The organism is Vreelandella hamiltonii, assembly GCF_014651795.1.
Classification (GTDB): domain Bacteria; phylum Pseudomonadota; class Gammaproteobacteria; order Pseudomonadales; family Halomonadaceae; genus Vreelandella; species Vreelandella hamiltonii.
In genome coordinates this window covers 211,347-223,141 of record NZ_BMXO01000001.1, presented here as the reverse complement: position 1 = coordinate 223,141, position 11,795 = coordinate 211,347, and the positions used below count along the sequence as shown (strand labels likewise).

Below are 11,795 nucleotides of genomic sequence, written 5' to 3'. Positions count from 1 at the left end.
GCAGGTATCGTGCGGGGGCTGGAGGGAGGGTGGTAGCGGGGCTGGGTGTGAGTGGGGTGGTTTACACTGTGGGTATGGTAAGGTGCGGAAAAGTGACTGTTAAGGGAATGTTGGGATGATTGAGTGGATGTACAATTTTGCACATTTATACATAGACCTTCTTAAGGGAGTTGCGTGGCCTTTAAGCGTTGTTTTCGTTGTTTTTCTTTTGAAAAGCCGCATTGCAAGTGTTTTTTTAAAGCACAATGGGACTGAGGTCGAGTTGAAGACTTTGGATAAATTACATGAAGAACTAAACGCAAGCTTGAGGCCTGTAAGTGATAAAATGCCCAGTGTGGCACAAAAACTTCAAAAACAGATTGATGACTTATATAGTCAAGCTAAGATCGCTGTCAGTGCATCAGGTAAAGAAATTGAAAGAGGTAGTAATAGTTTTGGTAGTTATGTGATTTATAGTAATGGGGTTGTTGTGCAGAGTTTTTTTATTAAGCCGAGAGCATTGAAAGATAAGGCCTATTATCACTTTCCTATACAGTTAAGTGAGGTTTTTTCTGTTTTATTTGTTGGTGAGGAAGTGCCTGTTATAGTTGATTTGAATAATCAGTGGGTTGTATTGAAGGTTAGTGGAGAGAATGAGGGCTCAATTAAAGTTATCATTGGAGGTGTTAGATAGATGAATAAGCCCGCCGACTGGGAAGGCTTACTCATTCAAAGTGATTACTTATCCCTCCGGCGGCCGATACCGATTCAACTGCTCAATCGCCTCCTTGGCCGCTGCCTCCGCCGCTTCGATCGTCTCCGCCTGACGCACCGCCGCTTTGCCGCCCAGCCGTAGCTGGCGGATCTCGCGCAATGCGGTTTCCCACGCCTCGGCTGTGGCGACGATCTCGGTGGCGGCGGCTTCGGCGCCTACCTCAAACATGGCCATGTGGTCGCTGACGCTGGAGGGGATGGCGTTGGCGTTTTTGCCGTTGTCTAGCCAGGCCTGAGCCTCTTCCTTGGCGAGCAGGTACTCCTGATCGATGTAGCTGCCTGGGCTGACGAACGCGGCGCGGGCGTTACCGGCGGCATTATCAATATCGCGGCTGACTTTTTGGAAAACCGCTTCTTTAATAATCGTTTCAGGTATGCCGAGCTCCTGCGCCTGATCAGCATTGATATTTGAATAATTGTTACCTGAGTAGTTGATGTTGAGCATGGTGATATCCTTTATAGAGCCGATTTTTCTACGTTCGTGAGCACGTTGCTGGCATCGACGTTAATAGGAAGTAAGTCTCTGAACTTAAGCCCTCCGCTTAGCGTGACGGCTAATGAAGAGAGTCGGAGCTGTAGCGCGGTGGAATTTGCTCGGTTGTAAACCAGTTGTCCTTGCCCATTTTGATTGCCATTCCTTGCCACGGTCACCATGTTGAGGTGCAAGTCGGTCGAGTCGTACCCTGCGTAGCCTGTTACCAGCGGGGCACTGTTTAACGTTACATTGCACTCCCTCAGAAAAATGTCCATTTTTCCTAGGCTTGATTGAAACATGCCTGCTGATGAGCGTAATGGTTTGCCGTTATCAGCATTTGCAATGTCCAGGTCTACGCGTACTACTGTAATGTTGCCTTGGGAAAGGTTGACTAAGCTGCCCGTATTGAAGTCATTGGCAGGGTCATATACGGGACGCCACTTCAGGATGGGGCGATTACTCGTTGAGGCGCCCAATCGAGAAAAACGAATCAATGAGTTGACAGAGCTGATAGCGTCTCCATGTACTTCATGAATTTGGTTTTCTCTCAAAAAGATGGAGACCGATGTTCCAGGCACTATTTTTCCGTTCAGCGCTGCGATAGTTCTCACGGAGTTTGAGATGGAGGTGCCAGTTCTGTTGTCATCACCCGACACAGCATCGACATAAAAGGATTGAGCCGCGAGGGAACGTATGGCCTCCGGAATAGCCTGTGTTGCTGCATTTACCTTCTGATCGATCTGGTTCATCTTCCCAGCCACTTGGCTGGTGAGGCTGTTGGCGGCGCTGACGAGCGCGGCGACTTGGCTTTCTAAGCTCATGGTGTCTCCTGGGTGGCGTTTTGGATGTTGGCCGCGCCTTGGGTGAAGGCGTCGGTGAGCGCGGTGAGTGCCTCGCTGAGTTCAGCCTCAAGCGCCGCGTGTTGGGTTTTGGTGGCCTTGGTGCCGAGCTGCTCGGTGATGGTGGCGGCGAAGTTGGGGTTGTTGCCCAGCGCTTCGGCAATCTCGGCCAGGGTGTCTAGGGTTTCGGGCGCGGCACCGATCAGCGTTTGAATGCGCTGGTCGACCTGTTCCGGCGTCATCACGTCGGCTTTGTTGGCTTTGTTGCGCAGCTTGCCGTCGATCACCCCGAGTGTGTGGGTCACGGCTTGGCGTAGCGCGGCGAGGTTGTCGTCAAAACTCATGGGGTGTCGTCCTCCTGGGCACTGATGCTGCCGCCGTAGTAGGTAAATTCCTGGGTGAGCGCGGCCATCATGCTGCCGAGCTGTTGGGTGGCGTGGCGGGCCTCGCTGACCTGCTGCAGGATCTCCGCCGAGAGCTTGCCGGGCGGCCCCTGCAAGCCGTGGCTAATCACTTGAAAGCGCGGCGATGCGGGCAAGCGCACGGTGACGCTGCGGGCGGGCATGGTGAGGGTCAGGCGCGTGGCTTTAGCCATGGATCACCCCCGGCTGTAGCTGAAAGCGCCCTTGCAGCAGGCTGAATACATCACCGTTGGGGAAGGTAATGCGCAGCTCGTAGCGGGCACCTGCCCAGCGCTGGGCCACGGGGCCAGCGGTTTGTTCGGGTCGAAGGTGCAGGTGGATTCCGCCGTCTTCCGGTACCAGGTCGATGCCGTTCCCTGTCTCGCAGATGAGCAGCGTCTCTCCCTGAAAGCTGACTACCGCGAACATCGCTTCGCAGCCAGTGAGGTCGATTGGCGTGGCGTTGTCGTCATCGCTGGCCCAGATCGCGCTAAAGCGGTACGTGGTACCGGCCACCAGGCTGATCGTGGGGGCTTGGGTGCTCATGGGCGTTTCTCTAGGGCTTGAACGCGGTAGAGGAGATCCACCTGGCGGGCCATGTTGTCGACGATGGCCGCCGCGTTGGCGAGGTACTGCTCGCCCCAGGCGGCTAGCGAGAGATTGGCCCCAGTGGTGACGACCGTGACGGCATCCGCCGGTAGCGCCTCCAGGCGTAAATCGAAGGCCAGCAGCAGCGGCACATTGTTGGAGACGTACGCCAGCGGCTGGGTACTCGACCAGATGGCCAGTAGCGTGCCGTCTTCCAGCTCAAAGCCGACTTCCCGCACCCAGAACTCCGGGCCATCGCCATCCACCACGCCGGTGACGTGAAGCTGTCGCTCGGCGGTCTTTTCGCCATCGGCAATGGGGATACGGCGGCGCTGGTTGCCGAGTGAGGTGTGCGAAGGGCTGGGCGTGCGGCCCTGATCGCCCAGCACGATGTGGGTGATGCGGGCTTGCAGGCCATCGCCTTGGGCATTGAACACGGCGTTGAGCCCGGCGAGGGTGAGCGTGGGAACCAGGGCCGTCATGCGGGGGCCTCCATGGGGTAACGGGCGACTGCCGTGGCGTGGAAGGTGCAGGCCACGGCAAGCGGGGTGGATAATGTGGGCGTTTGGGTAGCGGTGGCCGCCCAGCGGGAGACCGCCGCCGTGCGCTGCACGGCCGCCGCGCCGAGGGAGCTTTGGGCGTTCAGCGGGGGCGTGATAGCGTTGGCGATATCGCGCCGAACGGCGGCGCTTTTGACGGCGCTGGCGGCCCCCAGGCCCGCTGCGTAGCGGGCACCCACCTGGAAGGTGTAGTGGCTGCGCTTGTTCTTGGCGTTGTCGATGGCCTGGCGTAGCTGGGTGTAGAGCGTGTCGCTGAGCAGCGCAGGGGCCTCGGGCGTGAGGTTTTCGTTCACGTAGAGCACGGCGCGGAAGGTGCCCCGTGGCAGGTTGGGGGTGGCCTCGAACCATTCGGTGAGCTCGACCTCGACCCCCAAGGACTCCATGGCGAGTTCCACCGCTGGGCGGGTGCCTTTGATGCGGTGAAGCTCGGCGCTGTTGGCGATGACGCGGCGCTTGATGCTCTCCGGCCAGGATTCGTGCCACTGGTCGACTGAGAACGCCCAGGCCAGAAACGGCAGGCAGTGCGCCGGGCAGGTGGCCGGGTTCCAGAGTGTGCGCAGCGGTACCGGCAGCGCGAGCGGGTGCGATGCAGCCAGGCGCGCTTCCAGCGACGTGCGATTGGGGGGCAGCAGGTCGTTCATACGCCCTCCGTGTGCAGGGTGATGCCGGTGCAGTGTGGCGCCTGGTGCTGGGCGGCGATGATCTCGCTAAAGCCTTCCAGCGTAATGCGCTCGACGCCTTCCACGGTGAGCGCGGCGTGAACGCCTGAGCGGGTGATCCACGCCCCTAGGCGGTGGCGTGTTTCCACGTATGCCGTGAGCTGTTGGCGTGCCTGCTCACGAATCACGGCGGGGTCGGGGCCGGTGCGCAGGGCCAGCACCGCCGTGATGCTGAATGGCAGTAGGGTGGCGGCTTGCACGGTGACGCGATCCGTCAATGGGCGGCGTTCATCCACTCGTTTTCGCACGGCTTCCAGCACCGTTGGGCTGGGCTGGCCATCAGCTTCGCGGGAGAGAACGGTAAGGACGACCTCCACGGGTTCCGGGCTGGCCACCGAGACATCCAGCACGCTGGGGTGGGCGCTGATGGCCTGGTACTCGTAGGCCCCGCTTGGCCCCGCCACCGATAACCCTTCAAAGGCGAGCTGAATACGGGCGCGGTAGTCGCGGTTTTTTTCCAGGGTGGGCGATACCGGCGGAATGGCCGTGGGGTCGCCTGCATCCAGCACCAGGCGTTTCACGTTGAGGTTGGCCCCAAGCTGGTCGAGATCCTCATCGTTGGCGAAGGCGATCATCACGGCACGGGCGGCTTCATTGATGCGCTGGCGTAACAGTAGCTCGCGGTAGGCGTTTTCTTCCAGCAGCTTGACCAGGGGTTCAGATTCCAGCGCAAGTAGCTCGGTGACGGCTTCCCGCTCCTCTTCGGGGTGCAGCGCGATAAGCCGCGCCTTGCGCTCGGCCAGCAGGGTTTCATAGTCCAGCGGCTCGATGACGTTGGGTGCGGGGAGTTGGGAGAGGTCGATGGGGCTGTTCATGGGTTCCCCCTGAGCGGTACCGCCAGGCTGACGCGCTCGCCGTTATCCACGCGCTGAGCAGTAATGATGAGATCGAAGCGGCCGGGGCGTTCGGTAGAGACTTGCCGAGTGACTTGTTGCACGCGAATGCGCGGTTCCCACTTCATCAGGGCCACCACCGTGGCGGCATAGGCGCGCAGGGCGGTGGGGCCGTTCAAAGGCTGGTCGATCAGCTCTGGCAGCAGCGAGCCGTACTCCCGACGCATGACACGGGAGCCGAGGGGCGTGGTGAGAATGTCCGCCACTGATTGCTGGATATGGGCCAGCGAATCCAACGGGCGGCCTGTGTGTGCGTTCATGCCTGCCATTAGATAGGCCCTTGAGTGTTGGCGGGGCCGGGCTGGATGCCGCTATGGGCGTGGTCGTGCCCCACGTTTTTGCCGTTGTGGGTGAGGCCGCCGCCTTGCTGCTGGTAGCTGCCTTCCCGGTTGAGCTCGCCGGTGTGCTGGATGTTGCCTTGCCAGGTGGTGCCGCCGGGGGCGCTGATTTCAATGGCACCGGGCAGGCGGATGCGCAGCACGCTGTTGGCGTGGTCGTACTCGAACAGCCCTTCATCGGGGAAGAGCCTGCGCCACAGCGTGGCGACCTCCGCCGGGGCGGGGTGCGCGTTTGAGCACAGCCCGCACAGCACCACCCCGTTGGCAGGGTCGCCGCCGGGTGAAAACAGGATGACTTGTTCGCCTTGGGTGGGCGGGTCCCAGTCTCGCGTGGTGCCTGCGCGGCCTTCCAACCAGGGCAGCCAGTCGGTGAGCAGCTCGCCGGTTTTGACGCGTACGCGGGCAGCGCGGTGGTCCACCTCGGCGATGGTGCCGAGGCGGATCAGGTTGTGCAGCAGGCGGAGGAGTTCGGGAATGTTCATAGCCGCTATCCTGCGGCGGCGCTGGGTGTAGGCGAAGCGGCGGCGGGTGTAAGTGGCGGGATATACACCGAGCGGCTTAGCCGGGGCTGAGGTGCTTCAGCACGGAATCCATAATGTCTTCGCGGTCTTGTGCGGTGAAACCCAGCAGCTCCCGCTGGGCGTACTCGACGCGGGGGCCGTCGCGGGTGACGCGATCTTTGAGGCCGCGCTGGTGGGTGGTGGCAATGCGGGCGACGTTGCCCAGGAAGCCGACCACGGCGGTGTCGCCTTGGGCGGTGGCCTTGAGCCATTTGGCGGTGGAGAGTTTGCTGAACATGGCGCGGCGTTTGATGCTGCCTTGCTGGGCGCGCAGCCGCTGTTCCTTACGCGGGGCGTAGGGCGTGCCATCCGGGTTGGTTTGAGCGCGAATGCGGTCACGCTGTCGGCGGCGAAGATCCCGGGCCACGTTGCGGGCCAATGCCCGGCGCTGTTTAACATCCAACTTGGCGAGCAGCGGGCCGACCCACTCCTCTAGTGCTTCCATGTTATCCGCCATTTGGGCCGTCCCACTCTGCCACCAGGGTGTAATCGTTTTGGGCCTCGCTATCGCGGATCAGTAGCTGCCAGCGGGTATCCGGGCAGTCGGTTGAATCAAACCGGGGCAGGGCGCGGTCGACCTTAATGTGCCCGGTCGCGCATTCCACCTTGGCGAGCACCCGTTCGCTAAGCGTTACCCGCAGGGCCACATCCACGGATTGGTGGCTGAGGATCTCGGCTTCGAAGCGGATGGCCTCGGCGGGGTCGGCGTCAGGCTGGTATTCGGCCAGCCACTGCAGCAGCGGCACGATGATGGTGTCCAGGTTTGCGCTGAAGTCGGTGAGCACGAGCTGGGCGGTGAACTGGTATTCGTGGGTGAGGTTGGGGCCACGGCGAAAGGCGATGCTGCCTTCTTCCACGAAGGTGAGCAGCCGTTCGGGGTCTTTCGCCAGGGCGGGTACCGCGTTAATCAAGTGTGCGCGTAGCAGGTGAAGTTTCTGCATGGTGGGCCTCTTGGCAGGCGATGACGGCATCGACTTCGGCGGCGCACTGTGCCCAGGCGGCTTCGGTGCGTTCTAACTGCAGGTCGAGTTCGCCGTTGGTTTCGGGATTACTCGCGGGGAGCGTGCAGGGGCTGGGGGTCGCGCACTGATTGATGATAAGCGTCGGCACCGGTGACGGCGGGGCGGCGGCGCATCCGGATAACAGCATCAGGCAGGCGAGCGTTCGCCCAAGCGCGAAGTTCTGCATTTTCACGGTGTAGCTCCTCAATGGTGGCCAGGCGGTTGGCCGCTGTTCGGGTGAGTGTGGCCTGCTGCTGAGCGAGGGCGCGGCGCTGGCTCTCTAGGCGCATGGCGTTTTCCCAGAGTGCATCGATCACCACTTTGCTTTCTGCTTCCCGCTGCTGTGATTGGGCGAGCTGCTGTTCGGCGAGCTCGGCGCGGGCTTCGGCAGCGTGGGTACGCTGCCAAAGTGCCCAGGTGACCAGCAGCACGAGCACCAGAATGGCAAGGGCGGCGAGTAGGCGGGTCATGGCGTGGCCTCCTGTGCTAAGCCTGCCAAACAGATCTCTTTCTCAGTGGCGCGGCGGCTAACCAGCCCGTTGAGCCGTTTTCCCCCGGCGTAAACCCAGCGGCTGAGCTCGTGGCAGGCGCCGCGCAGGTCGCCCTGGTTGAGTTTGCGCAGCAGCGTGGAGCGGGCGAAGTTGCCTTCCCCCACGTTGTACACGAACGAGGCGAGCGCGGCGCGGGTGGCGGGCGGCAGTTCGACCTGGGCGCGGCGGTCGACCACGGCGAAGGCGTGGCCGAGATCCTGCTGCAGCAGGGCGGTGCATTCGGCCTGGCTGAGGGTTTGCCCCATGCGTGCCGTGGCGGTGTGGCCGTAGCAGATGGTGGGAATGCCCACGGGGTCGCGGTAGGCGCTGGGCTTGTAGCCTTCGTAGTAGGAGACGACGGCGGTGGCGATGCTGATGGCCCCGGCGGCCAGGCTGACGCCGATCTTGGTTTTAAGCCCCATGGCGGGATCTCCAGTAGTCGCGTAGGCGTTTGAGGTAGCGCGGCACGAGCAGGCCGATTTGCAGCGCGAGGTACAGCAGGGTCAGTACCGTGACCCAATCGGCGGGGGTCATGCCGCCCACGTGCAGTAGCGAGACGATGGCGGGCGGCGCGGCTTTGGCGCTTTCGGTGGTGATTTCGACGGGGTGGCTCATGCGGGCCTCGAAGGTGGCCTGGCGAAGGGCGCAGGCGGGGTTAGTCCCACAGGTTGACCGTGGGGGCGCGTGGGGTGGCGGCGGGCTGCTCGGGCAGCATGACGGGGGTGCCATGGGGCAGCACCGGCCCCTGTTCTGCCAGCCCGGGATTGGCGGCCAGCACCTGCTCGGTGACGCCTCGGGTGGTGCCATAAGCGCGGTAGCAAATGGCATCCAGGGTGTCGTGCTGCTGGGCGTGCACGGTGGTGGATGGAGAGCGGTTCATATCAGCTCGACCGTGCTGTGTGGCCGCCCTTCGATTTCGCTGATCGCCCAGGCGGCGTCGCGGCGGTAGCCATCGGCAGGGGCTTGGAGCTGTTCGCCGCGCTCCCGAGCGCTGTTGGTGGCGTCATAATCGGCGTAGTGCTCCAGCAGGCTGGCGTGGGCGGTGGAGTACACGGCGCGCAGGTAGAGCATGGTGTACACCTCGGGCGTCTGCCATACGGGAATGGGCAGCGAGGCCAGGGTGGGGTGGCCTGCTTCGACCTTGGCCTGCTGCCAGTGGCGCAGCACGCGGTTGACCGTGGCCATGGCGGCCTTCAAGGCGCTTTCGATGCGCGGCGGGGTGATGGTGCTGTCCAGCCGGTGGGTGGCGCGAAAGTCGCTGGGCTGGATGTCTGGCCAGAAGCCGTTGTTTTCGAGCAGGCTGTCCAGCGGCTGCTCGGTGGTGTTGCTTTTGGGTGTGCCAGCCGAGATAAAGCTGCTCATCGTGCCTCCTGGTAGCGGGTAAACGTTTTTCGCGCGGGGTCGGGCGCGATGAATCAAAAAGGGGGTGGGCGGCGTTCGAGCATGGGCGTTAAAACGCCTGGCTCTTACGTCGCGCCCCCTGACGTCGGCGGTCGACTCGGTTGGCCGCTAGCCCGTGGGCGTAGCGGCAGCGTTCTGTTTGCGTTCTCGTTCCAGGCGTTCGAGGTCTTTCTTCACGCCAATGCGGTCGTTGAGCGCGAGGGCGCGTTCCAGGTGGTGCTGGGCATCGTCTAGCTGGCCGGTGGCTCGGCAGGCGTAGCCCAGCGCTTTGTGCAGCTTGGCCCGGATCTGGTCGTGCATATCCGCATCCCGGGTGAGGGCTTCCACATCCACCAGGTGCACGAGCAGGGCGGTGGTGTCTGCGCCTTCTTCATCCAGCTGCTTCAGCGCCTGATCGGCGACTTCCTCGGCGATGATGGCGGGGGTGCCGCGCTCGAATTGATCCGGCGGGGTAAGGCCGTGCTTGGTGGCGTACTTGGCGATGGCAATGGCCCCGGCGAGGTCACCGGCATCAATACGCCAGAGCATCACGCGCATCAGCACGTCGTCTTGGGCGCCCTGGCCCGCTTCCAGCACGCCGGACACGTACTCGGCGTACTTGGGCAGGATCTCGCGCTTGATCTCGGCTTTGCGCTCCATGGACTGGGTGGACTTGAGCAGGCGGTAGTCTTCGAACAGCGCGGCTTGCATCAGCTCGTAGGCTTCGCCTTGCATGGGGGCTTCCCCTGCGTCAGCGGCTGCCATGGCAGCGCTGACGCGCTCGAAGTGGCGGCGAATAGAACTCGTCATGCGTTATTCCCCTGCCGGTTCTTCGGTGGGGGCGTTTTCACGCGTGATGTCCTCAATCAGGCAGCCAAAACCATAGTCTTCAATGACGTAGGCATCGTTCGAGGATTCGTAGTTTTCGACGCGTTTGCGCTCTGGCTTATCCTTGAGATAGCGGCGTCGTGAGCCTTCCTGCCAATAGATCGACAGGTTCTCGAAGGAGGTGATGAAGATGCCTTTTTCCAGCATGAAGGGAGCTTGATAGCTGTTTAAGCCGCCGATTCGTTTTGCCGCCATGATCATGTCCAGCGCACGGCTTTCCGTCGGCTGCTCATATTTATTGACCTTGGGTAGGTACTCTTCGGTCATGAGTGTCCGGCCAACGATCGCTACCAGGTCTGTTGAGTCGCGGTGCCAGGGATCGATCATGGAGTTCACGGCCTCCAAGACGAGAGCGTCCAGGTTTTGAAACTCTTGGCCTTTACCGATCTTGTGCCCTTTGGTTACGCGAGCAGGAGAGTGGTTGCGGTACTTCTGCAGCCAGCCGATGTTCACGTCTTGCAGTAGCGGGTTGGCGGTTCGGTCCGTCTGTTTTGCGGCACTAGTGCCGTTAAAGCCCATCATCAGGCGGTCCAGTGCTTGCTGCTTGATAATGGCGTTACGAATGCGAGACTGAAAATCTGGGAACTTGGCCCAGGCGTCCAGCTTTGCCCAAGTCAGGTAAGTGTCATATTCGGTGGATTCGCAGCGGTACTCATGGTTATCCAGGGTCGTTGGGTCGATGGGGTTCCGATCACGCTGCGTGACGTCCGTTCGTGCGGCAATTGGGCCATTGATTCCGAGCCCAAGCTTTTGCCCGACCAGGTCTCGCACCCCAATCATGTTGATACGGCTGAGAAAGTCGCTGGAGTCCTGAATTTTAGTTTCCAACGTTTGCTGCACACTCGGCTCGATATCGAACGAGGAGTAAGCATTCTCAGCCCCATTGAGGCGTGCCAGGCGCTGGCCGTATTTGTTGAAGAGCTTGCGAGTTTCTGTACGCATAATGAGGGGCGTCTCTTAGCAGTCGGTTTCGATGTCGGTATCGCCGCCGGTGGCGTGCGTGCGAGCCGGGCGGTTGGGGGTGTTGTCGAGCTGGGTGTAGAGCGCGTCGAACTCTTTTTTCAGGGTCTCGTGGGCGCTTTTGAGCTCATTGAAGGCGGCTTGGGTGGGGCGCTTTTTCAGGGTGTCGCTGAGTGCCTGGTGTTTTTCCACGAACAGGCCAAGGGTTTCTTCCAGCTCGGTGCGGAAGGCTTCGAAGCCCGCGGCGCTTTTGGCGTCCTGCTTTTTGAACAGCGCTTTGACGCGCTCGGCCAGCGAGGGGCCTTGCTCGTGCGGTTCATCGCTAAATGAAAGGTCGGTTTCCAGCGCTTCGGAGAAGAGGTTCTCCGGGCGCTGTTTGCGGGCGGCCAGCGGGGAGTTTTTGCCTTCGGAGGCGCTGAACTTGAGCATGGAGGTGCCGAGGGAGGCGGGAGAATCAGTGACCGCCAAGCCGACCAGGTAGGCTTCGCCGGTGTCGGCAAAGTCGAGATCGATCTCCATGGAGGTGTAGACCTTCTGGCGTTTTTCGACCATGGCCTTGAGTTCGTCGGTGGGGTCGATCTCGGCAAACAGGCCGAGCTTGCCGTCGTCGTCTTCCTCGGTTTTGAGCGCGGTCACGTCGCCGTAGGCTTTGAAGGGGCCGTCGGGCAGCAGGCCTTTGATGTGTTCCATGTTGACCCGGCAGCCGTACTTGGCGGGGTCGAAATTGGCGGCCATTTGGGTGAGCCATTCGGCGCTGATGGTGCGGCCATCGGTGGTTGCGCCTTCTTTTGCGATACGGTGCCAGGGCATGGTCGGGCCTCGGTGAGTGGGTGGGGCGTTTGGCTGCGGTCAGGTTCCCCGCACTGGGGGCTGGGCTCAATGAGGGCTCGGTGTAAGTAGCGCGTCTTAC

22 protein-coding genes are annotated in these 11,795 nt (G+C 61.5%); 1 reads left to right on the top strand and 21 read right to left on the bottom strand.

All coding sequences use genetic code 11. The annotated features are described in order from the left end of the window. Positions 1-115 precede the first annotated feature (115 nt). Entirely contained in the window at positions 116-673 is a 558-nt protein-coding gene (locus IE061_RS01130; protein ID WP_193460738.1) for a hypothetical protein, read from the top strand. A gap of 48 nt (positions 674-721) precedes the next feature. On the opposite strand, the gene IE061_RS01125 is transcribed toward IE061_RS01130, so the two are convergent. From IE061_RS01125 to IE061_RS01030, 21 genes are all read right to left on the bottom strand, one after another. Then, on the bottom strand, positions 722-1,198 hold the full coding sequence (locus IE061_RS01125) for a hypothetical protein (RefSeq protein WP_193460737.1): 477 nt from the start codon (positions 1,196-1,198) through the stop codon (positions 722-724). A gap of 11 nt (positions 1,199-1,209) precedes the next feature. Continuing rightward, on the bottom strand, positions 1,210-2,049 hold the full coding sequence (locus tag IE061_RS01120) for a hypothetical protein (RefSeq protein WP_193460736.1): 840 nt from the start codon (positions 2,047-2,049) through the stop codon (positions 1,210-1,212). Then, a complete protein-coding gene (locus tag IE061_RS01115) occupies positions 2,046-2,411 on the bottom strand; it encodes a hypothetical protein (protein WP_193460735.1) in 366 nt (121 codons plus the stop codon). Before IE061_RS01115 ends, IE061_RS01120 begins: the two co-directional genes overlap by 4 nt. Next, positions 2,408-2,662 carry a hypothetical protein gene (locus IE061_RS01110; RefSeq protein ID WP_193460734.1) on the bottom strand — a complete coding sequence of 85 codons (255 nt, stop codon included), beginning with the start codon at positions 2,660-2,662 and terminating at the stop codon, positions 2,408-2,410. Before IE061_RS01110 ends, IE061_RS01115 begins: the two co-directional genes overlap by 4 nt. Continuing rightward, on the bottom strand, positions 2,655-3,014 hold the full coding sequence (locus tag IE061_RS01105; RefSeq protein WP_193460733.1) for a hypothetical protein: 360 nt from the start codon (positions 3,012-3,014) through the stop codon (positions 2,655-2,657). The genes IE061_RS01110 and IE061_RS01105 overlap by 8 nt, the downstream gene beginning before the upstream one ends. After that, entirely contained in the window at positions 3,011-3,538 is a 528-nt protein-coding gene (locus IE061_RS01100) for a phage tail-collar fiber domain-containing protein (protein ID WP_193460732.1), read from the bottom strand. Before IE061_RS01100 ends, IE061_RS01105 begins: the two co-directional genes overlap by 4 nt. Continuing rightward, a complete protein-coding gene (locus tag IE061_RS01095) occupies positions 3,535-4,257 on the bottom strand; it encodes a phage tail protein I (RefSeq protein WP_193460731.1) in 723 nt (240 codons plus the stop codon). Before IE061_RS01095 ends, IE061_RS01100 begins: the two co-directional genes overlap by 4 nt. After that, positions 4,254-5,150, bottom strand: coding sequence for a baseplate assembly protein (locus IE061_RS01090; RefSeq protein ID WP_193460730.1), 897 nt, complete (start codon positions 5,148-5,150; stop codon positions 4,254-4,256). Before IE061_RS01090 ends, IE061_RS01095 begins: the two co-directional genes overlap by 4 nt. Beyond that, positions 5,147-5,488 (bottom strand): GPW/gp25 family protein, encoded by a 342-nt coding sequence (locus IE061_RS01085; protein ID WP_230478341.1) that lies wholly within the window; start codon positions 5,486-5,488, stop codon positions 5,147-5,149. Before IE061_RS01085 ends, IE061_RS01090 begins: the two co-directional genes overlap by 4 nt. An 8-nt stretch (positions 5,489-5,496) precedes the next feature. Then, a complete protein-coding gene (locus IE061_RS01080) occupies positions 5,497-6,048 on the bottom strand; it encodes a phage baseplate assembly protein V (RefSeq protein ID WP_230478340.1) in 552 nt (183 codons plus the stop codon). 76 nt (positions 6,049-6,124) lie between these two features. Continuing rightward, entirely contained in the window at positions 6,125-6,571 is a 447-nt protein-coding gene (locus IE061_RS01075) for a phage virion morphogenesis protein (protein ID WP_230478339.1), read from the bottom strand. A gap of 1 nt (position 6,572) precedes the next feature. After that, on the bottom strand, positions 6,573-7,067 hold the full coding sequence (locus tag IE061_RS01070; RefSeq protein ID WP_193460727.1) for a phage tail protein: 495 nt from the start codon (positions 7,065-7,067) through the stop codon (positions 6,573-6,575). After that, positions 7,030-7,275 carry an Rz1-like lysis system protein LysC gene (gene lysC / locus IE061_RS18270; RefSeq protein ID WP_373294915.1) on the bottom strand — a complete coding sequence of 82 codons (246 nt, stop codon included), beginning with the start codon at positions 7,273-7,275 and terminating at the stop codon, positions 7,030-7,032. The genes IE061_RS01070 and lysC overlap by 38 nt, the downstream gene beginning before the upstream one ends. Continuing rightward, on the bottom strand, positions 7,175-7,597 hold the full coding sequence (lysB, locus tag IE061_RS01065) for an Rz-like lysis system protein LysB (protein WP_193460726.1): 423 nt from the start codon (positions 7,595-7,597) through the stop codon (positions 7,175-7,177). The genes lysC and lysB overlap by 101 nt, the downstream gene beginning before the upstream one ends. Beyond that, positions 7,594-8,079 carry a lysozyme gene (locus tag IE061_RS01060; protein ID WP_193460725.1) on the bottom strand — a complete coding sequence of 162 codons (486 nt, stop codon included), beginning with the start codon at positions 8,077-8,079 and terminating at the stop codon, positions 7,594-7,596. Before IE061_RS01060 ends, lysB begins: the two co-directional genes overlap by 4 nt. Beyond that, positions 8,069-8,272, bottom strand: coding sequence for a hypothetical protein (locus IE061_RS01055; protein WP_193460724.1), 204 nt, complete (start codon positions 8,270-8,272; stop codon positions 8,069-8,071). Before IE061_RS01055 ends, IE061_RS01060 begins: the two co-directional genes overlap by 11 nt. A gap of 40 nt (positions 8,273-8,312) precedes the next feature. Next, positions 8,313-8,537 carry a tail protein X gene (locus IE061_RS01050; RefSeq protein WP_193460723.1) on the bottom strand — a complete coding sequence of 75 codons (225 nt, stop codon included), beginning with the start codon at positions 8,535-8,537 and terminating at the stop codon, positions 8,313-8,315. Beyond that, positions 8,534-9,019, bottom strand: coding sequence for a head completion/stabilization protein (locus IE061_RS01045; RefSeq protein WP_193460722.1), 486 nt, complete (start codon positions 9,017-9,019; stop codon positions 8,534-8,536). The genes IE061_RS01050 and IE061_RS01045 overlap by 4 nt, the downstream gene beginning before the upstream one ends. A gap of 147 nt (positions 9,020-9,166) precedes the next feature. After that, positions 9,167-9,847 carry a phage terminase small subunit gene (gpM, locus tag IE061_RS01040; protein WP_193460721.1) on the bottom strand — a complete coding sequence of 227 codons (681 nt, stop codon included), beginning with the start codon at positions 9,845-9,847 and terminating at the stop codon, positions 9,167-9,169. A 3-nt stretch (positions 9,848-9,850) separates the two neighbouring features. After that, on the bottom strand, positions 9,851-10,867 hold the full coding sequence (locus IE061_RS01035) for a phage major capsid protein, P2 family (RefSeq protein ID WP_193460720.1): 1,017 nt from the start codon (positions 10,865-10,867) through the stop codon (positions 9,851-9,853). A 15-nt stretch (positions 10,868-10,882) separates the two neighbouring features. Then, positions 10,883-11,695, bottom strand: coding sequence for a GPO family capsid scaffolding protein (locus IE061_RS01030; protein WP_193460719.1), 813 nt, complete (start codon positions 11,693-11,695; stop codon positions 10,883-10,885). Between the last annotated feature and the right edge of the window lie 100 nt (positions 11,696-11,795).